Below are 20429 nucleotides of genomic sequence, written 5' to 3'. Positions count from 1 at the left end.
TTCGGTAACTCGCTTGACAGGACGCCGTGAATACGTCCATGTAGGCTTGACGGCGGAATCTGATTGCCATGGATGGCGTGTATTAGAGCAACGCAGGAGCAGTTGCCGAGGAGCAAAAATCTGCCCTGCCGCCGACACCTGTCAATCGAGCCACCGAACCCCCTTCCAACATTTGTCGAAAGTATTTTATGCTCGTTCCTAAGCATTGTTTGAAGCCCGATTGGCCTGCCCCGGCCAATGTATTTGCCGCAACGACCTTGCGAAGCGGCGGTTACAGTGTCGGATCGTTTCAAAGCCTTAATCCCGCGATGCATGTTGGCGATAATCCCGAGCTGGTGTTGAAGAATCGGCAACGGATCATCGATATGCTCGATTTGCCGAATGCGCCGGTTTGGTTGAATCAAGTGCATGGTAAAACTGTAGTCGATGCGGCGCAAGCACGGACGCTGGTCGAGGCCGACGCCAGTTTTAGTCATGAGCCGGGTGTCGTTTGCACGGTATTGACCGCCGATTGTTTGCCGGTATTTCTGTGTTCTCGCGACGGACGCAGTGTCGCAGCCGTTCATGCCGGCTGGAAGGGGTTGTTGGCCGGCGTGATTAATGAAACCATTAAGGCGATGAAAACGCTTGATCTGCTGGTTTGGCTTGGGCCGGCGATCGGGCCGGATGCTTTTGAAGTCGGAGATGATGTTCGTACTGCGTTTGTTGAAAATAACGAGCGTTATGCCGATGGATTTCGTGCAGCCGAAAAGGGTAAATGGTTGGCCGATATTTATGGTTTAGCGCGTATTAATCTGGCTCTAGCCGGTGTTGACAGCGTTTATGGTGGACAGTTTTGTACCCTGTCCGATGTCGAGCGGTTTTATTCGTTTCGGCGCGATAAGGAGACAGGCAGGATGGCAAGTTTAATTTGGAGAGTATAAAACCGTTATGAATTTGTTGTTTTTAATTATTATTTTTACTGCGTTGGGCGGGGTTTTAAGCGTTTTGGCGGCTTCGTTTTTTTTATGGCTGGATGATGCTCAGCGGGCTAGGGTTTTGCCGCATGGCATCAGTTTCGCGACCGGCGCATTATTGGCAGTAGCCTTTTGGGGATTGATTCCGCATGCTTTTGAGGATGTCGACTCGGATCGTATTCAAAGTTTGTCGGCGGTGATTATGGCCGGAATTCTGGGCTTTTTTATGCTGGAAAAGCTGTTGGTTTGGCGTCATTGCCATCATAACCCATGTGAAGCTCATGGCGAAGACGCAGAGGGTCATCATCCGGCTGGAATGTTAATTTTGATAGGCGACGGTATTCATAATTTTGTCGACGGCATTCTGATCGCTGCGGCATTTTTAACCGACGTCAAGCTAGGAATTGTTACGAGTTTGGCGGTTGCCGCGCATGAGATTCCGCAAGAAGTCGGTGATTTCGCTATATTGTTACAAAGCGGTTATTCCAAAGGCAAAGCGCTTTTTTATAATATCCTATCGAGTCTTGCGACGGTGGTTGGCGGCATTCTTGCTTATTTCAGCTTGGAAGACTTGCATGATAGTCTTCCGTATTTTTTAGCGATGGCGGCATCGAGTTTTATATACATCGCCGTGGCCGATTTGATTCCGACCTTACATGAAAAAAACGAGTTGAAGGTTTCAGTGCAACAAGTCGCATTGATTGCGGCCGGGGTGTTGTTGATCTGTTCGTTGCACGGCTTTGCCCATGATATTGAATTGGAAAGCCTTGAGCGGAAGCATCAGGAAGGTGAAAGGTGAAAGGTGAAAGGTGAAAGGTGAAAGGTGAAAGGTGAAAGGTGAAAGGTGAAAGGTGAAAGGTGAAAGGTGAAAGGTGAAAGGTGAAAGGTGAAAGGTGAAAGGTGAAAGGTGAAAGGTGAAAGGTGAAAGGTGAAAGGTGAAAGGTGAAATCGGCGCTTGACAAGCGGGAAAAATCCTGCGTCATTTCACTATTCACTATTCACTATTCACTATTCACTATTCACTATTCGATATATCCTCAGGTAATTACAGTAGGTCCGCTTCTACCGGTTCGTTTTTTGATCTCGCAAAATTGTTCCGCCAATTCGATGAGTGGCGCTAATGCGCTTTGTGCGTCTTGATCATGTAAATTGCTGTCGGGTTCGTAACGCTCCAAATAAATTCGAAGCGTGGCGCCTACGGTGCCTGTGCCGGATAGGCGGAATACGATCCGTGAACCGTTTTCAAAACCGATGCGGATGCCTTGGTTTTTGCTGACGCTGCCGTCCACCGGGTCGGTATACGCAAATTCATCGGCAGATTGGACGATATAATCGCCGAATGCCTTGCCCGGTAGGGTTGGTAATTGTTCGCGAAGATAAGTGACGATGCCGTCCGCAATATCGGTGGCTACGGCTTCATAGTCGTGGCGAGCGTAAATGTCACGGCCGAATTGTTGCCAGTGTTCGGTGACGATGTCGGCTACTGATTGTCTTTTCCTGGCAATGAGATTAAGCCAGAATAATACCGCCCATAAGCCGTCTTTTTCCCGAACATGGTCAGATCCGGTGCCGAAGCTTTCTTCGCCGCATAACGTGATTTTGCCGGCATCTAATAGGTTTCCGAAAAATTTCCAGCCGGTCGGCGTTTCAAAACAAGGTAAGTTCTGTTGCGCTGCTACCCTATCGACGGCTTGGCTGGTCGGCATCGAGCGTGCGACGCCGCTGATACCTTTTGCGTAGCCGGGAATTAAGCTTGCATTGGCCGCTAAAATGGCTAAGCTATCGCTCGGCGTCACGAATATTTGCGAGCCCATGATCATGTTACGATCGCCGTCGCCATCCGAAGCTGCTCCAAACGTTGGTGCGTTCGGTCCGAACATTGCCTCGGCCAATTCTTCCGCATGTGCCAGGTTCGGGTCCGGATGACCGCCGCCGAAGTCTTCCAAAGGTATGGCATTGATCACAGAGCCGGGTTTTGCGCCTAGCATGTCTTCCAGAATCGTTTTGGCATAGGGGCCTGTGATTGCGTGCATCGCATCGAATTTAAGCGTGATATAGCCGGAACCGATGCTCTGCTTGAGTAAATTGAAATCGAAAATGGTTTGCATTAATTCGGCGTAATCATTGACGGGGTCTAGGATGCTTATCGTAAGTGCCCCGAATTTTTGGGTGCCGACGGTGTCGAGGTCGATGTCAGGGATTTCTGCAATTTTGTAGGAAGCGATTTCCTTACTGCGCCGGTAAAATGCCTGAGTATATTTTTCAGGTGCGGGTCCGCCGTTGCCGACATTGTATTTGATGCCGAAATCTTCATCCGGCCCGCCGGGGTTGTGGCTGGCCGATAGCACGAGCCCGCCATAGGCTTTATATTTTCGAATCAAGTTCGATGCGGCGGGCGTCGATAATAAGCCGCCTTGGCCGATTATCAATTCGCTAAAACCGTTTGCGGCGGCAATTTTTATGATCGTTTGAATGGCTTGTCGGTTAAAATAGCGTCCGTCACCACCTAAAACAAGTTTTTGGTCTACAATATCATCGAGAGAGTCGAAGATTGACTGAACAAAATTTTCAAGATAGTTCGGTTGTTGAAAGGTTTTCACTTTCTTTCTAAGTCCCGATGTCCCGGGATTTTGGTCTTCGAATGGATGAGTTTCTATTGTTTTTATTTCCATGAGTGAGCCTTTAATGCGACAAATAACACGGTTTTTAAATTACACTAAAACACGAGCTAATAGTAGTTTATTTACGATCCGAATGGGCGTGTTTCCTATTCTTTTTTTGTTGGCGTCAAATGCCCAAGCTAGTAACGATGTCTGGTTGCTGATCGATACCGATGCACTGACGCTTGAAGTTAAGAAAGGAGGGCGGACGTTAGAAAGGTTGGAAAACATTGCGATAGGCCGTAATGGCGCGGGGATTAAGGAGTTGCGCGGCGATGATATTACGCCTTTAGGAACTTACAAGATCGGCTGGATCAATGATAAAAGCAGTTTTTATCGTTTTTTCGGCCTGTCTTATCCTTCAGTCGATAATGCTCATGTCGCACTTGACAAGGGTCTCATCGATCCGTTAACTTTTGAGGCGATTGTCGAAGCGCACCAAAAACACAGTATTCCTCCCCAGAATACTCGCTTGGGAGGGCAAATCGGCATTCACGGCTTGGGGCGTGGCGATGAGAAAATCCATAGAACCATGAATTGGACCCATGGCTGTATTGCATTGACTAATGAGCAAATTGACCGTTTGAGCAAGTGGGTTGATAAAGAAATTACAGTGCAAATAAAATAGTTCTGGAATATTTTGAAAAAAAAGTTCAATATATTTCATCGAATGCTTTTGAAAAATTCTTAGTAACAACTCTTACAGTAAAAAAAGGAAAATAATATGAAAAAATTAGCGAAATTATCAGTGGTTGCTCTTACAGCAAGTCTGGCTGTAGGTTGTGCGAGTACTTCCGACGTTGAAAACCTGCAATCTCAAATCGACGATTTGAATACTAAAGTTTCAAGAGCAGCTTCCGATGCGGCTAGTGCGAAAAGCGCTGCCGCTGACGCATCTGCAAGATCGGCAGCGGCAGAAGCTGCGGCAAACCGCGCAGCAAGCTACGCACAAGATGCGAACAGCAAGTTGGATCGTCTGTTCAAAAAATCAATGATGAAATAATTAATTTTTATCTTTTGATTTGAAAAAAGCCCGTCAGATTCGTCTGACGGGCTTTTTTTTGCGTAAGGCTTGAGTTAAGAGTTGTCCTCTTGCCTCTTGAGCTCGATAAGAACTGCCAGGGAGAAATGACTGCAGAGCGGGGTTGAAAGCCCATACGCATTAACTTACTGAATTGCCAAACTCTCATTTAAGGCGCTTCGAGGGCTTCGGCACATAAGCTGTGGGTGTCAAACGTCAGTGGTTTTTTCTCACCTAACGTTAGGTGTGCGGCGATGAAGGTGCCGCTTAGAGGATGGCGTATACACAGTGTGAGCGGTCTCCAGATCGTGATTTCGAGGCCGAGAACACCAAGTTACAATAAATGGCAGGCTAAGATATGCTGCTCCCTAGCTCCAGCTTCCCGATAATCGAGAAAGATTGAACGAGCGAGTCGGGGCTGATTGAGAATTTGCGGAGCTTGTGTCGGTCTCTGGAAGCTGGAGCTTCCAGGCTGTGTTTCCCAAGCTGGAGCTTGGGAAAGAGCAAAATATGCTGTTACCCAAGCTCTAGCTCTCGCCGTTATACACAAGTATCGGTAAACTTGCTAAACAGAGGTCATCGTATACCTGGAAACGGTGCTGTTTAATAAATCTGCGGATATTGAACATTAGTGGCTTCGAAATCGCGACGAAGGCGTCGCTCCCACAAGGGGGCGGATGCTCTGTGGGAGCGATCCCCTGATCGCGATCTCGAGGTCGAAAGTGTTAATTAACAATAAATGGTATCGAGGCCTCATTAGCTAAGATTGCAAAACGGTAATTTTTGACTTATGTATAACGATGAGAGCTCTAGCTTGGGTAAACTGAACGGGAAGCTCTAGCTTCCCGAAGATCAAGGAAGATTGATCGAGCGAGTCGGGGCTGATTGAGAATGTGCGGAGCATGTGTCGGTCTCTGGATGCTGGAGCTTCCAGGCTGTGTTTCCCAAACTGGAGCTTGGGAAAGAGCAATGACTAAAATATGCTGTTACCCAAGCTCTAGCTTGGGTAAACTGAACGGGAAGCTCTAGCTTCCCGAAGATCAAGGAAGATTGATCGAGCGAGTCGGGGCTGATTGAGAATTTGCGGAGCTTGTGTCAGTCTCTGGAAGCTCTAGCTTCCCGAAGATTAAGGAAGATTGATCGAGCGAGTCGGGGTTGATTGAGAATGTGCAGAGATTGTGTTGGTCTCAGGAGGCTCTCCTGAGCCCTTCGGCTGCGCTCAGGAGAGCCTTGTCGAAGGGGGGGCTTCCGGGGTTTGGTTCCCAAAGCTGGGCTTGGGAAAGAGCGGGATGCAGGTTGGCTGTTTTTAACTTGACGCGTTTGGGTTACAAACCTCGTCCTGCGAGGTTTGGGGGTATAACGGAATTCTTAGAGCGCTGCCGTGGCTGAATGCGAAGTTGTTTTGGGCGCCGGTTTTTTATAAATGATAACGGGGCGACCGTTTTTTTCTTCGAGCGCTTTTCTAAGCGCGGCGCCTTCGATGACGGGAAGTTGGTTGTTATTCGCGCGAATAATCAATTCCAGCGCCTGCTCCAGCCGGACTTCATAGCTGATTTTGGTTTTTTCCAGGTTCGGATAGACCTGGATATAGAGCGAGTCATCGAGCCAGCCGACTTTTGTCGGTTGGTTGACGATGTGGACATCGGTGCCGACCGGGACGTTTGGAAATAATTGCTCGATATTTTCCGGCAACATCCGAATACAGCCATGAGTTACGCTCATGCCGACTCCAAAAGGTTTGTTGGTGCTATGAATTAGATAGCCCGGTATAGCGAGTCGCATAGCATAGAGACCAAGCGGATTGTCAGGGCCGGCAGGGACGACATTCGGTAAAATATCGCCTCGTTCGGCGTGCTCTCTCTTAATGGATTCCGGCGGGGTCCAGGTCGGGTTTCTCGTTTTGGCGGAAATTCTGGTTTTACCGAGCGGCGTTTTCCAGTCAATTCTGCCGATGCTGATCGGATACGTGACGACGCGGCTCTTGTTTGGCGGGTAGTAATACATTCGGTATTCAGGCAAGTTAATCACGATTCCTTTTCGAGGCGCATTGGGTAACAGGCGACTATTAGGTATCTTAACTTGAGTTCCCTCCTTGGGTAGCCAGCGGTCGACGGTGGGGTTGGCCAATAAAATTTCATTTTGACCGATGTAGAAGCGCCTTGCTATGTCTAAAAGCGTGTCTTCCTCGGTAGCGACGGTATAAAAGTGCGGTTGGGGATGTTTATCGGCCCCTTCCAGGCGATCGCCGATTAGGCTGTCGCCGGGGGTTTTAGGAAGGTCGAATTCGGCAGCGTGTATACCGCTACTTGAAGCGAAGATTAGCGCAATAAGCGCAAGTTTTGCTTTTTGAATAATCATGATTTATGCTCGCCGCCAAATAATTCTATAAGACGCGGTAGGAAGGTCGAGAGTTCCAGCGACATAATCGAAAAGTCGGCATCGAATTGTTCGGCTTCGTCTTGGGTTTCGATATCGGCTACCTGGTCTTGAACCAAATCTAAAAACTTCAAGCGTTTTATACTCAAGTTTTCGTCCACGATGCAAGCAATTCTATCCGCCCAATTGATGGCCAGCTTAATAACTTGCTTGCCGGTATCGAGATGGTTCTTGATTTCGGGCAGACTTAAATCGTGGCGTTTGCAGCGAACAATGCCGCCTTCATCGCCGGGCGAGCGCAATTCGCATTCGTCTTCGATCGTAATATCGCCCGGCGTGTCTTGCGTCATCAGCCATCGCGTCATGACTGCGACAGGTTTCTCCTGAGTTATCGGCGGCACAACCGGTAGCGAGCCCAGGCATTTTCGTAGATTGCTGATTAAATCTTCGGCTTTTTTAGCCGATGGCGAGTCGACGATCAGCCAGCCGTTTTTGGGGTCGATATAAGCATACGTCTTACGCGAAAACGTAAAGGCTCGCGGTAGCAGTTCGAAACAGATTTCTTCCTTGATCGCGGTGCGTTCTTTTTTACTAAGCTTTCGGTTTTCGCGGTCCTCGGCTTCTTGAATCTTTTCCAGGACCATTTCATTAATCACGGCGGCGGGCAACACTTTTTCTTCAACTTTTGCGCATATCATCATGAAGCCGTTGGTGGAGTGAACCCGTTGCTCAGAGTTTCTGCCGAGCGGAGCAGTCCAGCCGAAGCTCATTTCTTGTTGAGCCGCGCAAGGGCGAAACGGCATTTGTTCGAGTTTTTCTTCGAATTCGGCCGGCGTTAAAGTAAAGTCTTCTGTAAAACGGTAAACGGATAGATTTTTAAACCACATGGGCGCTGGATCTCGTATAAAATCGGTTATTATCGCAGATTAAGGAGAATCCCGAAAACGACGGTTTGATTTTTACGACTGACAAGGTTTGCATGATATATCTTTCGCACTTCAAGTTTCGGCAGTGCCTAATTTTGATCTACGATGAGTATAGTTGATGGTTTTCCACCGATAGCCGGGAAATCGGCGGAAGTTTTGATTTTAGGGTCAATGCCTAGTGTCGCGTCATTGTCGAAAGGCGAATATTACGGACATCCTCGGAATGCGTTTTGGCCAATCATGGGGCAATTGTTCGGTGCGGGGCCGGAATTGGATTATCTAGAGCGCAGCCGCATTTTAATCGAACATCATCTTGCTGTGTGGGATGTCTTGCAAACCTGTTTTCGGCCCGGCAGTGCCGATGCAAATATCGATGTCGGTTCGATAAAAATAAACGACTTTAACCGTTTTTTCGAGCAACATCGGGATATAAAGAGAGTATTGTTTAACGGTGGCGCGGCGGATAGCTTATATCGTAAACACGTGTTGCCGATATTGAATAGCCGTTTCAATTATCTTGAATATCAGCGCGTACCTTCAACAAGTCCAGCCTATGCGGCGATGTCGTTGGAGCGGAAAACCATGATTTGGAAAGCGGCGCTTGGGATTGTAGTTAACGGTCGGCAATGATTAGGATTTTGTCGTAAATAACCTCCCTATTTTATGGAGGGTTCGGTAGCTCGATTGGCAGGTGTCGGCGGCAGGGCAGATTTTTGCTCCTCGGCAACTGCTCCTGCTAGGTGATAACAGAGATCCGTTTACCGCTGACTGTTAACGGCTATCAAAAAATAAAAGAGGTCAATATGGAAAACTTATCGACGACAGAAAGCTTGATACTGGGGGCATTAGTACTGCTTGTGCTGTTTTGGATGGGGCCAGGTGTCAAAGCATCGCTCGAACGCAGTAAAAATGCCGAAACGGATTGGAAAGCGGTATTGTTACCGCTGGGGTTCGTTGTACTATTTGTATTATTTTTAATAGCCATGGTTTGAAATGATTGAAGAATATCAGGAATACGAAGAATTCGACGATGAAGTCGAATACTATGCGGTTAGGCCTAACAAAACGCAGATAAAACGCGATATTGCCGTTTTATTCGAACTGGGAGAGGAATTGGTCGCGTTATCGGCGGCGCAATTAAGTACCTTGGATTTGCCTGAGGGTTTACACAAGGCCGTTATCGGTGCGACTGGAATGCCGCCGAAAGGTGCCAGAAAAAGGCAGATGAAGTTTATTTGCGGTTTACTCAGAAAGTTGGATGTCGATCCGATTACCGAAAAATTGGCGAGGATAAAAAACCAGAGCGCTCATGCGACCAGGGAGCATCACAAAATAGAGCGTTGGCGCGATCGCTTGATTTCCGAAGGTCAAGACGCCTTGACCGAATTGATCGACGAATATCCGCAAACCGACCGGCAATTGTTAAGGCAATTGATGCGTAGTGCTCAGAAAGAAGCGGCAGAAGCGCGGCCTCCAAAATCCTCGCGGGAGCTGTACCGTTATTTGAAAGAGTTGTTCGAAGCGGATTCTGATTGATTGGCCTAGTGAATCGTAGGGCGCACACCACGCACCATTTTACTCGAATGCTTGCGGCCGAGTAGCCGAGTAGGTCGGGTTAGGCGGAGCCGTAACCCGACATATCGATGGGTCAAATGTCGGGTTACGCTAGCGCTAACTCGACCTACGCTACTTGACGGTGGTGTTTTACATTACTGAAACTGCTCGAACAAATCGATTTGTCGGTTGCTGTTGGGAGAGGCGAGTGATGACAAAGCGACACCCAGCAGGCGGACCTTACGCCGGTCGGTTGGTGCCGTTTTCAATAAGTCGTCCAGCAGAGGTAGAGTATTTAAGTTTTCGGTGATCGCTTTCGAAAGCGTTCGGCTGCGCGTAATTTGCACAAAATCGCTATATTTTATTTTTATCGTTAGGGTATACGCAGCCAGTTTTTTCTCTTGTGCCTTGCCGAGCGCTTTGCTCAGAAGATTTTGTAGCTGTATCAATAGAGTTTCTCGGTTATCGAGATCTTCTTGAAAAGTGACTTCAACACCGATCGATTTAGTGATTCGTTGGTGATTGACCGGGCGGTTATCGATGCCACGGCAAATATGGTAATAATGCAAGCCAGCTTTACCGAAATAATCTTGCAAAGAGGCGAGGGGTATCGTTTTTAAATCGGCTCCGGTAAAAATGCCCAGCTCATGCATTTTTTTCTCGGTGGCCTTGCCGATGCCGTGAAATTTTCCAATAGGCAGGGTTTCGATAAACCCTGGGCCGTTGTCGGGCGTGATTAAATACAAGCCGTCCGGTTTATCGAGATCGGAGGCTATTTTTGCCAGAAATTTGTTATAGGAAACGCCGGCGGAAGCGGTCAGGCCGGTCTGTTGTTTGATTTTTGCCTTGATGTCTTTCGCAATGAGTGTCGCAGAGCCTTTGCAGCGATTGCATTGGCTAACGTCAAGATAGGCTTCGTCGAGCGATAAGGGTTCGAATAAATCGGTATAGTCGGCAAAGATTTTGCGGATGCTGTTTGACGCTTCTCGGTATGCTTCGAAACGCGGTTTGACGAAGATTGCATGAGGACAGAGGCGATGTGCCGTTGACGATGGCATCGCCGAGTGGATGCCGAATTGCCGGGCTTCGTAACTGCAGGTTGATACCACCCCTCGAGACCCCGGCAGACCGCCGACGATCAAAGGTTTATTGCGGTATTGCGGAAAATCGCGTTGCTCGACCGCGGCAAAAAAGGCATCCATATCGATGTGGATGATTTTACGAGCGGCTTCCATGGTCGTTGACGCGAATCAGTCCTGATGTTCTCGGTGAGACGGCAAATCCAAGGTTTCGGTCTCGTTCCAGTCGGCGAAAGGGAAGGGCATTCGCTCGGTGTTGAAGGTCAAGAACAGCACGATATGATACAGATAGGCCGCCAACTTTTTCCCAAGATCGAGAATATTCTTATTGGTCGAGCCGGTCAGCAGCATGGATGCGATTTGCAGCAATATTACTGCCCACAACAATACCCTGACTAATCCCGCAATGACTGCGAATACCAACATAAAGGCGATTCTTTTCCAGGTGTTCGGTTTTTTGAGGTTTTCGTTGAGTTGTTCCTTCATGCTTTTTACCCGCGGTTCATGACGTCTCGTAAATCCAATGCGGCGGCATTGGCGCGAGCGATATAATTGGCCATCGTCAATGAATAGTTCGCAAACAGACCGAAACCACTGCCGTTGAGAATCATGGGGCTCATAATTGGTTGTAGTGAGTTTTCCAATGCTCGGATCATAATGTCAACGGTATTCATTGCTCGTTTGTCGATCAAAATGGCTCTAAAATCGTGTTCGATCGCTTTAAGAATATGCAACAAGGCCCAGGACGCTCCGCGCGCTTCCCAAAAGATGTCGTCGACCTCTAGCCAAGGTGTTCGGGTTAGCGGTTCGGTTGTGACATGTTCCTTTTTGAGCCTTGATACTTTCGAATCTTCGGTGATCTGTACGGTCATTTCGCGAATATAAGTATGCTCACTGCTGGCAGATAGGCGTGTCGATAGACCTCCAAGACGTTTAATCACGATCTCGACATACTGCCAAAGATTGTCGGCTCGGGAATAAAATCTTGCTGGCTTTTTGCCAGTCGGTTTTTGAAGACGGATCATATAGTTGTGTAAAGCATCGACGCCTTTTTGATATTCCGCCTCGGTCGAAGGTAGCGCCCAGGAGTTGCGCTCGTAGTAAAAATAGGGCTCGGCAATCGCGAGGTCGGGGTCTTCGGCCGATTGCGACTGATCCCGCGCGAAATGATTGCGTAATGCGGTCGTGGCGTCGCGCAAGATGACCAAGGCTCCCAATTCCCAGCTAGGCATGTTATCCATGAATATGCCCGGAGGCGCAGCGTCGTTAGTAATATAGCCACCGGGTTTATGTAGTAAAACTTCGGCGATATGCGCTAAGGTATTGGCGTAAACATAGCCGACGGGAATATCGGACGTGTCGTCAACCTTGGAGCGCTCTATCGCTTCGTCATAAACATTGAACGGATCGGGTTCTTGACTCCACCAGGTTGAGAGAATTAGCATTAAAACTAAAATCGCGGATCCGATGACACCAAGCGTCCAGAGAATCCCTTTATATGGTGTGTTCTGTGGTAAATCGTTTTCAGACATTTCCGGTATCCTTAGTGAGCAGCATTTTTTAAAAATTGCTCTAATAATAACAGGTTTTATAGCCGTTGGCTCGCTAACAAAATCCGGATTAAGGCGTTCTTTTTTTAGCGCGAGGATGTGCCTGATCGTAAACTTCGGCAAGATGTTGGAAATTAAGATGGGTATAAATTTGCGTTGTGCCGATCGTGCTGTGGCCGAGTAATTCCTGAACGGCTCTAAGGTCGCCGCTGGATTCGAGTAAATGACTGGCAAAGGAGTGTCTCAGCATATGCGGATGAATATGTTCGGCGATCCCTTTCTTTCGACACCAGTTTTCGAGTCTTTGTTGTACGCTACGTTGTGCGAGTCGGCTGCCTCTGGCCGATAAAAACAGCGCAGGCTCATCGCCGCGATTAAGATCGGTGCGTAATGGCAACCAGTTTTTCAATGCCTCGACGGCTTTACTGCCAATCGGTAATAGTCTGGATTTTCCGCCTTTTCCCGATTGCACGATTAAACTGCAATCGGCTAAATCGATATCGACTAGATTGAGCGAGGTTAATTCGCTAAGACGCAGGCCGCAGGAATAAAATAATTCGAAAATCGCTTGATCTCTGATTTCCAGCCAAGAATCGGTATCGGCTTCAAGGAAACCTGTGACTTGATCGACATCGAGTACGCTGGGGAGTTTTCTATCCTGCTTGGGCGCTTTGACCGCCTGGGCCGGGTTTAGCGTGGCAAGGTTTTTTTTTAGCAAATATCTGAACAAACTGCGTATCGCGGATAATTCGCGTTGTAGGCTTTTGCTACCGAGTCCTCGCCGGTGCCTCGAGGCGATATGGGTGCGAATATCGCTAGTGTGAATTGCCGACCATTCTTCAATGTCGTGTTCGACACAAAAATCGCGCAGTCTTTCCAAGTCGTGTCGGTAGCCTTCGACGGTATGGTCGGACAAGCGTTTCTCCGCTTGCAAGTAGCTTAAAAAGCTAGTTAACTGAGTCAGCGCGTCTTCAGTCATGTTCCGATTGGTGAAGCAACGAAATCAACCGTGTGGCAATAATTTCGCTCATTTGGGTCAAAAATAAATTACCCATGCTGTAATGGAAGCGGTTGTCTTCGCGGCTGCCGATCGCAACAATGCCTTCGAGTTGGGTGAACGACATGGGGATGATCGCGCAGGACTTGACCTCCGAAGCCTCATCGCCGAACAAGACTCTGGCTTGTGCGAGAGTGGGGCGTCCGCATTTCGGCTGGCTGCTGCTCAGAATGGGGGCGAAGTGCTGAAGGTTGGGGTCGTTCGGCGCGATAAATAAATTGGCAATCGGCGTTTGCTCATATTCGGAAATGATACGCACGGCCACGAAATCGGTCATGAAAAAGTCGACGAACACATGTTCGAGATTCGCGACGGCTTCGTCGAGCGTCGCGGCGTCGAGCAATGCCAAGGTCAGTTTATGCATGCGATTAAACGACGTGTCATTGTCGCGGGCGATTTCAATCAGCGCGGATAATTGACTTTCCAATTCCTGATGCTTGACCCTGAAAATTTCCAGTTGTTTGGATATCAACGAAATCGCATCGCCGCTCGGATGCGGTATCGTCATGCTTTCCAGAAGATTAAGGTGATCGTTGAAGAACTCGGGGTTAGCCTGCAAATAGGCTTCAACTTGTTTGTCTGTTAGTGTGTTTAGTGCTTGTTTTTTCATCATAAGATACGTCCCTCGAAAACCGAAACGGCGGGTCCTGTCATCAATACCGGTTGTCCTCTCCCCGGCCAATTTATTGTTAATGATCCGCCGGGCAATTCGACGATGACTTCATTGTCGAGTAAATTTTGTTCGATGCCGATGATTGCGGCGGCGCAAGCGCCGCTGCCGCAGGCGAGTGTTTCCGCAGCCCCTCGCTCATAAACGCGAAGCTTAATATGGCCGCGGTCGATGACTTGCATAAAACCGATATTGGCGCGTTCGGGAAAATCGGGATGGCTTTCCAGTAAAGGTCCTAACTCATTGACCGGCGCATGCTTGATGTCGTGAACCTGAAGCACGGCATGCGGGTTGCCTAGCGAAACCGCGCCAAAACCTCTTTCGATATTATTGGCGATGACGCTGTAAAACTTCGCTTCATGCTGTGTCTTTAGCGGGATTTCTTCAGGCTTGTGTTTAGGGATGCCCATGTTGACCGTGATCATGCCGTCCGCGTTAAGCTTCAGCAATAGTTGTCCGGCATTGGTATCGACACGGATTTCGTCTTTATGGGTCAATTGTTTTTCGCGGACGAATTTCGCAAAGCAGCGCGCGCCGTTGCCGCATTGTGCAACCTCGCTGCCGTCAGCGTTGAAGATACGGTATTTGAAATCGGCATCCGGACTAACCGGGTTTTCGACCAATAATAATTGATCGAAGCCGATGCCGAAATGCCGATCCGACCAGGTGCGGATTTGTTCGGCCTGTAATGAAATGCTTTGATTGATGGCATCGATCACGACAAAGTCGTTACCGAGGCCATGCATTTTGGTGAATTCGATCATGGGTGTTATTTTCCGGTTAAGGCAGTAATTGTTCGCCAGTCCATAATTGCGCAAGAGTTTCCCGCTCGCGGATCAGGTGGCAATCGCCGCCATCGACCATGACTTCGGCGGCGCGCGGTCTTGAATTATAGTTGGAACTCATCGTAAATCCATAGGCGCCGGAAGATCGCACCGCCAGCAAGTCGCCGGGCGAGAGTCTCAATTTGCGGTCTTTGCCGAGAAAATCGCCGGTCTCGCAGACCGGGCCGACGATATCCCATTGCTGTTCGTCCGCCGAACTTTGGCTTTGAACCGGAATGATTTCCTGCCAAGCGCTGTAGAGTGAAGGGCGGATTAAATCGTTCATCGCCGCGTCGACAATGGCAAAATTTTTGTCGGCCGTGGTTTTAAGGTATTCGACTTGCGTGACTAGAATGCCTGCATTACCGGCGATGGCCCGGCCGGGTTCGAGCAGGATTTCAACATCATCAGCCAGCCCAGATTGATTCAAACGATCGAGTAAGGCTTGAACATAATCGGCCGGTTCCGGCGGTTGTTCGTCGCGATAACGGATGCCGAGACCGCCGCCGAGATCCAGATGGTGCAGGGCGATTCCCATTTTTTTTAGGTCGACGACAAGGTCAAGTATCCGGCTCAATGCGTCCAGAAAGGGCGTCGTGTCGGTCAATTGCGAACCGATATGGCAGTCGATGCCGATGACGTCGATATTCGGCATGGCCGCGGCCCGTTGATACTCAAGCAAGGCTTGTTCAATCGCAATGCCGAATTTGTTTTCTTTCAAGCCGGTTGAGATGTAAGGATGGGTTTTCGCATCGACGTCCGGATTGACACGGAACGAAACCGGGGCTTTAACGCCGAGTCGGCCTGCCAGTTCATTGATTCTATCCAGCTCTCCGCCGACCTCGATATTGAAACAACGGATACCGGTTTTCAGCGCACTTAGGATTTCATCGCTGCGTTTACCGACGCCTGAAAACACAGTTTTTTTCGGATCGCCCCCTGCGGCTAAGACGCGTTCGAGTTCGCCGGCCGAAACGATATCGAAACCCGATCCCAATCGAGCCAAAATATTCAGCACCGCCAGATTGGAATTGGCCTTGACGGCATAACAGATCAAATGCGGCCTGTCGCCGAAGGGACGGTCGAAAGCATGCCAATGTCGTTCTAACGTGGCGCGTGAATAAATGTAGCACGGGGTTCCATGTGTAGCGGCGATTTCCCGCACCGGACAGTCTTCAGCGAACAATTCGCCGCGTTTATAATTAAAAAAATCCATGTTGTCAGTCTTCTTCGTCAGTTTCAATATCGGTCGGTTGCTCTTTCGGGACATGGATAGGCGCCGGCCCGTCCGGCAAATAAAGCGGTCCGGTTTGTCCGCAGGCAGTGATCAATAATCCGATAAAGGGAGCGATTAAAAGTTTGGAATAATTCATAATGCATCGTTGTAAATCTGAGTAGGAAGCCAAGTGGCCAGCTGCGGCCAATAAGCCAAAACGGCCAACATGATAAGCTGAATTGCGATAAAAGGCATCACGCCTTTATAGATTTGACCGGTCGAAACCTCGGACGGAGCCACGCCGCGCAGATAAAATAACGCGAAACCGAATGGCGGCGTCAAAAACGACGTTTGCAGATTTAGCGCGATCATGATGCCGAGCCAGACCGGGTCGATATCCATCGCCAACAGTATAGGGCCGACGATCGGCACCACGACGAAGGTGATTTCGATAAAATCCAATACGAAGCCAAGAAAAAACATCACCAGCATCACGCTGAATACGGCGCCGAATTGGCCGCCCGGTAAGTCCGAGAGCAGGTTAACGATCAGTTCATCGCCTTCAAACCCTCGAAATACCAACGAAAACAAGGCCGCGCCGATCAGGATTAGAAATACCATGCTCGTGGTTTGCGTAGTGCTGCGCATGACTTCCTGCAATGTGGCTAAATTCAATTCGCTTTTTGCGATAGCCAGAATAATGGCCCCGAAAGCGCCGACCGATGCCGCTTCGGTTGGCGTAGCCAAACCGCCTATGATTGAACCAAGTACCGAGAGAATCAATACTAACGGCGGCGCCAGGCTAAACAACAGGCTCCGATAAAAGCCCGACTCGAGCCGGGCGTTTTGTTCCGCGGCCGGCATCAAATTCGGACGCAGCCAGGCCAGCAAGGCAATATAGATTAAATAGAGTGCGACTAGGCCGAGTCCCGGCAGTAACGCGCCGGCGAATAAGTCGCCGACCGAAATCGATTCCGGAGCAAATACCCCCATGTCGAGTTGAGCTTGCTGATAGGCGGTGGAAATGATATCGCCGAGCAAAACCAGTACGATAGACGGCGGAATAATTTGACCCAATGTGCCGGAAGCGCAAATCGTGCCGCAGGCCACGGCCGGATCGTAATTCTTGCGCAGCATGGTCGGTAGCGACAACAAGCCCATCGTGACTACGGTAGCGCCCACGATGCCGGTGCTTGCCGCCATCAACATGCCGACCAAAGTTACCGCGATGCCGAGGCCGCCGCGCAGGGTACCGAACAAATTAGTCATTGCTTCTAAAAGGCTTTCGGCAATGCGCGACCGTTCGAGCATGACGCCCATGAACACGAAAAGCGGTACCGCGATCAGCGTTTCATTACCGATGATGCCGTACAGACGGTTCGGCAATGCGTTTAAAAATGCCATGTCGAAATTGCCCAGCAACAAACCCAGTCCCGCGAATGCCAGCGCGGTGCCGCTCAAGGCAAAGGCGACCGGAAAACCGCTCAATAGCACGACAAAAACCGCGGCAAACATCCACAAAGCCATCATATTTTCCATTTTAACGAGTCTCTATTGAGTCGGGCTCATCCGAGCGATCGATACCCAAGGCAATCATTAAGTTAGCGATGAACATGGAAATACCTTGCAGGATTACTAGGCAAGCGGTCAATGGAATAGTGCTTTTGATCAAGAATACGCCGGGAAGGCCGCCGGAATTACTCGAGCTTTCGAAGATTTTCCAAGATTCGGCGACATAATCCCAACTGCTGTAAAGAATAAATCCTGAAACCGGCAGTAATAACAATACGACGCCGCAGCAATCGATCCAGGCACGGGCCGATTTGCCAAGGCGTTGATAAAAGATATCGACCCGGACATGGGCGCCGGTTTTCAAAGTGTAGGCCGCACCCAACATAAACACCAGCGCATGCATATAGGAAACCGATTCCTGCATGGCGATCGAATTGTAATTAAACGCATAACGAAGCATGACGATCGTAAACGTTACCACGACCATGAACAAAGTTAGCCAGGATACAGTCGTTCCGATCCATTCGTTAAGCAGGTCGATTTTATCGGCAAGGCGGCGGCAGAATTGCACAATCGAAGACATAGATGCTGAGGCTCGGGTGTAAAAAATGAGAAAGCCAATTATTATACCGAATACTTCGTTCGGGGTGAGTGATTCAACCCGTCCAAGGCGATTCGAGAGCTTCGACATACCCTTTATTGTTTATTGTCATTTAACACCCTTGAGTTTCCCTCACCTAACGCTAGGTGATCCGCGTAGGGTACGCTGTGCGTACCATGGTAGCCCCGCGATATTCATGTGCTAACCGAACCGCCAGGGCACGGCTTTGGTACGCGCAGCGTACCGTACAATTTATGTGTAACGATGAGGGCGTGAGTATTCAGTCCGACGGCCATTCTCGTTCCCATGCTGGAGCGCTCATCGTTATTCATAAGTCAAAAATTACTGTTTTGCAATCTTAGCTAATGAGGCTTCGATACCATTTTTTGTCGCCCAACGTTCCCGACTTCGAAATCGCGATCTGGGGATCGCTCCCACAGGGCATCCGCCCCCCTTGTGGGAGCGACGCCTTCGTCGCGATTACGAAGCCACTGATGTTCAATATCCGCAGATTTATCAAACAGCACCGTTTCCAGGTATACGACGAACTCTGTTTAGCAAGTTTACCGATACTTGTGTATAACGGCGAGCGCTGGAGCGTGGGAACGATAGGGAGTGTGAATAATTACATGAGCGCAGGGCGAGGAAACCATTTGGGGAGATTATTTTGTGCGTATTTTTGGGTTCGAAGTTCGGCAATTATTGCCGGCATGATTATTGATTCGGTAAGGATATAAGGATTTCCTACGATACCGCTGCGACATTCTGTGTTGAGGCGTAAGTAATTGAAATAAAGATATAAAGCGTCGTGGCGGAAGCGCGGGCTAGCATCGCTATATTTTGATTCCGATTCTCGAAAAAATAAATAGCTAAGATTGCCATTAAAAGAGTAGAAATTTAAATTTCCGCCTACTATCCTTAAATAAAGCTTAACGCTTTTGTTACGATTCCTTGAATGATTCCTGAAGAATCTTTGTAACTATTCAGTCCCCCGGCAATTATCATTCCCACGCTCTGCGTGAGAAGGATAGGGGGATTTGAATAATTACGAATCTTTTGTCTTTTAAAAAATAGTTTTTGGTGATTGGTTATGCAACGACAAACTCTTGTCATTTCATTATTATCCGCGGCAATGGTATTGCTGCCGGCTTGCAGCAGTTCTCCTTCACGGCATGTTGAAATTAAACCGGCGACTCCGCCAAGAGTTTCTATCGGCTCTCAGTGGACCTATAAACCGGCTATAGCCGCAAAGTTCGCGCAAAAGGAACAGGGCGTATTTCCTAGACCGCCATCATTGGAGCCGGCGGTCGATTTTTGGCGTAAGACTTATGGCGTATGGCATCGTTCGGAAGTCGCGTTTCATGATGATCGTTTTATGGGCGTTATCTATGAAGTGATGAGGTTACCGGGCAATGTCGGCGAAGGCTTGACTAACCAACAAAAAACGATGATCGAACAGCGCAAAGCATTTTGGAAAAATCGCTTGAGTGATTTAGACAGGAAATTGCGAGCTAAAGCTCCGCTAAACCAAGTCGATAAACAAATCGTCGCCAGAATCCAAAGCCAAGGCAATTTGCATGAGATTTTGCCTGAGGCCAGTCAAAGATTACGTTCGCAACGCGGCATTAAAGAACGCTTTAAACGCGGCATGGAGATCAGCGGTCGTTATGATGCGCAATTTAGAAGAATTTTCCGCGAATATAATTTGCCGGAGGATTTCGCCTATTTGCCGCATGTCGAGTCGTCATTTCAAGCTTCCGCAAAATCTCACGCCGGCGCGGTCGGCATGTGGCAGTTTACGAAAGGAGCCGCCGAAACATTTATGCCGGGTAAAAACAGACCCGATCGGCGGCACGATCCGATCGCCTCGGCTCATGGCGCGGCTCGTTATCTAAAGTATGCTTACAACAAACTCAACGATTGGCCGACTGCGGTGACTTCTTATAATCACGGGATCGGCGGAATGTCGCGGGCACAAAATCAAGTCGGCCGCGATTTCGAACAAATCGTCGAACGATACAACAGTCCGATATTCGGATTCGCGTCGCGTAATTATTATGCACAGTTTTTGGCTGCGAGAGACATCGCAGCGAACCCTTTGGCTTATTTTCGCGAAGGTATAAACTATGAAGGCCCGATGGGGTCGGCTCATTACCTCGCCTCGGAGTAACGGTTTTTCATCAGACGATGTAGCCTCTCCAGTCCCCCTATAAAGTTAAAGGGGGCTGGAGCTGAGGTATCCCCACGAAATAGCCAAATAAAACAATTTACTATGGCTGAAAATTGATAGATATATTAATTTTTTTGATCGTTCCTACGCTCTGCGTGGGAATGCATCTCGGGACGCTCTGCGTCCCCATAGGTCGATAATCCCGACAAGAGCAACGATACATTCCCTACAGTTTCTTAATCCAATTGCCAACCACA

The 20429-nt window shown here is 48.8% G+C and carries 21 protein-coding genes; 8 read left to right on the top strand and 13 right to left on the bottom strand.

What is annotated here, in order from left to right:
• Positions 1-188 precede the first annotated feature (188 nt).
• Positions 189-923 (top strand): peptidoglycan editing factor PgeF, encoded by a 735-nt coding sequence (gene pgeF / locus ACINK7_RS15035; protein WP_404356418.1) that lies wholly within the window; start codon positions 189-191, stop codon positions 921-923.
• Positions 924-930: 7 nt separating this feature from the next.
• Positions 931-1755, top strand: coding sequence for a ZIP family metal transporter (locus ACINK7_RS15030; protein WP_404356416.1), 825 nt, complete (start codon positions 931-933; stop codon positions 1753-1755).
• 238 nt (positions 1756-1993) lie between these two features.
• Here ACINK7_RS15030 and ACINK7_RS15025 read toward each other — a convergent pair whose 3' ends face one another.
• A complete protein-coding gene (locus ACINK7_RS15025) occupies positions 1994-3628 on the bottom strand; it encodes an alpha-D-glucose phosphate-specific phosphoglucomutase (protein WP_404356414.1) in 1635 nt (544 codons plus the stop codon).
• An 82-nt stretch (positions 3629-3710) separates the two neighbouring features.
• Here ACINK7_RS15025 and ACINK7_RS15020 point away from each other — a divergent pair, with 82 nt between their 5' ends.
• Together ACINK7_RS15020 and ACINK7_RS15015 are read left to right on the top strand one after the other, a co-directional pair.
• Positions 3711-4244: a murein L,D-transpeptidase family protein gene (locus ACINK7_RS15020; protein WP_404361460.1), complete on the top strand. Its 534-nt coding sequence runs from the start codon at positions 3711-3713 to the stop codon at positions 4242-4244.
• Positions 4245-4340: 96 nt separating this feature from the next.
• On the top strand, positions 4341-4619 hold the full coding sequence (locus ACINK7_RS15015) for an Lpp/OprI family alanine-zipper lipoprotein (protein WP_404356412.1): 279 nt from the start codon (positions 4341-4343) through the stop codon (positions 4617-4619).
• Positions 4620-6005: 1386 nt separating this feature from the next.
• On the opposite strand, the gene ACINK7_RS15010 is transcribed toward ACINK7_RS15015, so the two are convergent.
• Together ACINK7_RS15010 and rdgC are read right to left on the bottom strand one after the other, a co-directional pair.
• Positions 6006-6995, bottom strand: a complete 990-nt coding sequence (locus ACINK7_RS15010) for a L,D-transpeptidase family protein (RefSeq protein WP_404356410.1) — start codon at positions 6993-6995, stop codon at positions 6006-6008.
• On the bottom strand, positions 6992-7900 hold the full coding sequence (rdgC, locus tag ACINK7_RS15005; protein ID WP_404356408.1) for a recombination-associated protein RdgC: 909 nt from the start codon (positions 7898-7900) through the stop codon (positions 6992-6994). Before rdgC ends, ACINK7_RS15010 begins: the two co-directional genes overlap by 4 nt.
• 144 nt (positions 7901-8044) lie before the next feature.
• On the opposite strand from rdgC, the gene ACINK7_RS15000 reads away from it, so the two are divergent.
• The 3 genes from ACINK7_RS15000 (at position 8045) to yjgA (ending at position 9475) form a co-directional block, all read left to right on the top strand.
• Entirely contained in the window at positions 8045-8569 is a 525-nt protein-coding gene (locus ACINK7_RS15000; protein WP_404356406.1) for a DNA-deoxyinosine glycosylase, read from the top strand.
• 110 nt (positions 8570-8679) lie between these two features.
• Positions 8680-8931: a hypothetical protein gene (locus ACINK7_RS14995; RefSeq protein ID WP_404356404.1), complete on the top strand. Its 252-nt coding sequence runs from the start codon at positions 8680-8682 to the stop codon at positions 8929-8931.
• A 1-nt stretch (position 8932) separates the two neighbouring features.
• Positions 8933-9475, top strand: coding sequence for a ribosome biogenesis factor YjgA (gene yjgA / locus ACINK7_RS14990; RefSeq protein ID WP_404356402.1), 543 nt, complete (start codon positions 8933-8935; stop codon positions 9473-9475).
• Positions 9476-9648: 173 nt separating this feature from the next.
• On the opposite strand, the gene dinB is transcribed toward yjgA, so the two are convergent.
• From dinB to ACINK7_RS14940, 10 genes are all read right to left on the bottom strand, one after another.
• Positions 9649-10728: a DNA polymerase IV gene (dinB, locus tag ACINK7_RS14985; protein ID WP_404356400.1), complete on the bottom strand. Its 1080-nt coding sequence runs from the start codon at positions 10726-10728 to the stop codon at positions 9649-9651.
• 15 nt (positions 10729-10743) lie between these two features.
• Positions 10744-11058, bottom strand: a complete 315-nt coding sequence (locus ACINK7_RS14980) for a DUF4389 domain-containing protein (RefSeq protein WP_404356398.1) — start codon at positions 11056-11058, stop codon at positions 10744-10746.
• A 5-nt stretch (positions 11059-11063) separates the two neighbouring features.
• Positions 11064-12104, bottom strand: a complete 1041-nt coding sequence (locus ACINK7_RS14975) for a DUF2333 family protein (protein ID WP_404356396.1) — start codon at positions 12102-12104, stop codon at positions 11064-11066.
• A gap of 88 nt (positions 12105-12192) precedes the next feature.
• Complete coding sequence (gene xerC, locus ACINK7_RS14970; RefSeq protein WP_404356394.1) at positions 12193-13101, bottom strand: tyrosine recombinase XerC; 909 nt, start codon at positions 13099-13101, stop codon at positions 12193-12195.
• Positions 13094-13789 (bottom strand): DUF484 family protein, encoded by a 696-nt coding sequence (locus ACINK7_RS14965; RefSeq protein ID WP_404361459.1) that lies wholly within the window; start codon positions 13787-13789, stop codon positions 13094-13096. Before ACINK7_RS14965 ends, xerC begins: the two co-directional genes overlap by 8 nt.
• Positions 13789-14613 carry a diaminopimelate epimerase gene (dapF, locus tag ACINK7_RS14960; protein WP_404356392.1) on the bottom strand — a complete coding sequence of 275 codons (825 nt, stop codon included), beginning with the start codon at positions 14611-14613 and terminating at the stop codon, positions 13789-13791. The genes ACINK7_RS14965 and dapF overlap by 1 nt, the downstream gene beginning before the upstream one ends.
• Before the next feature lie 16 nt (positions 14614-14629).
• A complete protein-coding gene (gene lysA / locus ACINK7_RS14955) occupies positions 14630-15889 on the bottom strand; it encodes a diaminopimelate decarboxylase (RefSeq protein WP_404356390.1) in 1260 nt (419 codons plus the stop codon).
• A gap of 4 nt (positions 15890-15893) precedes the next feature.
• Positions 15894-16046, bottom strand: a complete 153-nt coding sequence (locus ACINK7_RS14950) for a lipoprotein (RefSeq protein WP_404356388.1) — start codon at positions 16044-16046, stop codon at positions 15894-15896.
• On the bottom strand, positions 16043-17428 hold the full coding sequence (locus ACINK7_RS14945) for a TRAP transporter large permease subunit (RefSeq protein WP_404356386.1): 1386 nt from the start codon (positions 17426-17428) through the stop codon (positions 16043-16045). Before ACINK7_RS14945 ends, ACINK7_RS14950 begins: the two co-directional genes overlap by 4 nt.
• A gap of 1 nt (position 17429) precedes the next feature.
• Entirely contained in the window at positions 17430-17984 is a 555-nt protein-coding gene (locus ACINK7_RS14940; protein ID WP_404356384.1) for a TRAP transporter small permease subunit, read from the bottom strand.
• A 1108-nt stretch (positions 17985-19092) separates the two neighbouring features.
• Between ACINK7_RS14940 and ACINK7_RS14935 the strand changes: the two genes are divergently transcribed.
• Positions 19093-20172, top strand: coding sequence for a lytic transglycosylase domain-containing protein (locus tag ACINK7_RS14935; protein WP_404356382.1), 1080 nt, complete (start codon positions 19093-19095; stop codon positions 20170-20172).
• The last annotated feature ends 257 nt before the right edge of the window (positions 20173-20429 follow it).

Source organism: Methylotuvimicrobium sp. KM1, assembly GCF_044788715.1.
Lineage (GTDB): Bacteria > Pseudomonadota > Gammaproteobacteria > Methylococcales > Methylomonadaceae > Methylotuvimicrobium.
Note: the sequence above shows the minus strand (reverse complement) of the source record. Positions and strands in the feature narration are given on the sequence as shown.

Bases quoted from the DNA above. Each gene is read 5' to 3' on its own strand.
- pgeF (WP_404356418.1), top strand. From the start codon at position 189: ATGCTCGTTCCTAAGCATTGTTTGAAGCCCGATTGGCCTGCCCCGGCC.
- ACINK7_RS15030 (WP_404356416.1), top strand. From the start codon at position 931: ATGAATTTGTTGTTTTTAATTATTATTTTTACTGCGTTGGGCGGGGTT.
- ACINK7_RS15025 (WP_404356414.1), bottom strand. From the start codon at position 3,628: ATGGAAATAAAAACAATAGAAACTCATCCATTCGAAGACCAAAATCCC.
- ACINK7_RS15020 (WP_404361460.1), top strand. From the start codon at position 3,711: ATGGGCGTGTTTCCTATTCTTTTTTTGTTGGCGTCAAATGCCCAAGCT.
- ACINK7_RS15015 (WP_404356412.1), top strand. From the start codon at position 4,341: ATGAAAAAATTAGCGAAATTATCAGTGGTTGCTCTTACAGCAAGTCTG.
- ACINK7_RS15010 (WP_404356410.1), bottom strand. From the start codon at position 6,995: ATGATTATTCAAAAAGCAAAACTTGCGCTTATTGCGCTAATCTTCGCT.
- rdgC (WP_404356408.1), bottom strand. From the start codon at position 7,900: ATGTGGTTTAAAAATCTATCCGTTTACCGTTTTACAGAAGACTTTACT.
- ACINK7_RS15000 (WP_404356406.1), top strand. From the start codon at position 8,045: ATGAGTATAGTTGATGGTTTTCCACCGATAGCCGGGAAATCGGCGGAA.
- yjgA (WP_404356402.1), top strand. From the start codon at position 8,933: ATGATTGAAGAATATCAGGAATACGAAGAATTCGACGATGAAGTCGAA.
- dinB (WP_404356400.1), bottom strand. From the start codon at position 10,728: ATGGAAGCCGCTCGTAAAATCATCCACATCGATATGGATGCCTTTTTT.
- ACINK7_RS14980 (WP_404356398.1), bottom strand. From the start codon at position 11,058: ATGAAGGAACAACTCAACGAAAACCTCAAAAAACCGAACACCTGGAAA.
- ACINK7_RS14975 (WP_404356396.1), bottom strand. From the start codon at position 12,104: ATGTCTGAAAACGATTTACCACAGAACACACCATATAAAGGGATTCTC.
- xerC (WP_404356394.1), bottom strand. From the start codon at position 13,101: ATGACTGAAGACGCGCTGACTCAGTTAACTAGCTTTTTAAGCTACTTG.
- ACINK7_RS14965 (WP_404361459.1), bottom strand. From the start codon at position 13,789: ATGAAAAAACAAGCACTAAACACACTAACAGACAAACAAGTTGAAGCC.
- dapF (WP_404356392.1), bottom strand. From the start codon at position 14,613: ATGATCGAATTCACCAAAATGCATGGCCTCGGTAACGACTTTGTCGTG.
- lysA (WP_404356390.1), bottom strand. From the start codon at position 15,889: ATGGATTTTTTTAATTATAAACGCGGCGAATTGTTCGCTGAAGACTGT.
- ACINK7_RS14950 (WP_404356388.1), bottom strand. From the start codon at position 16,046: ATGAATTATTCCAAACTTTTAATCGCTCCCTTTATCGGATTATTGATC.
- ACINK7_RS14945 (WP_404356386.1), bottom strand. From the start codon at position 17,428: ATGGAAAATATGATGGCTTTGTGGATGTTTGCCGCGGTTTTTGTCGTG.
- ACINK7_RS14940 (WP_404356384.1), bottom strand. From the start codon at position 17,984: ATGTCTTCGATTGTGCAATTCTGCCGCCGCCTTGCCGATAAAATCGAC.
- ACINK7_RS14935 (WP_404356382.1), top strand. From the start codon at position 19,093: ATGCAACGACAAACTCTTGTCATTTCATTATTATCCGCGGCAATGGTA.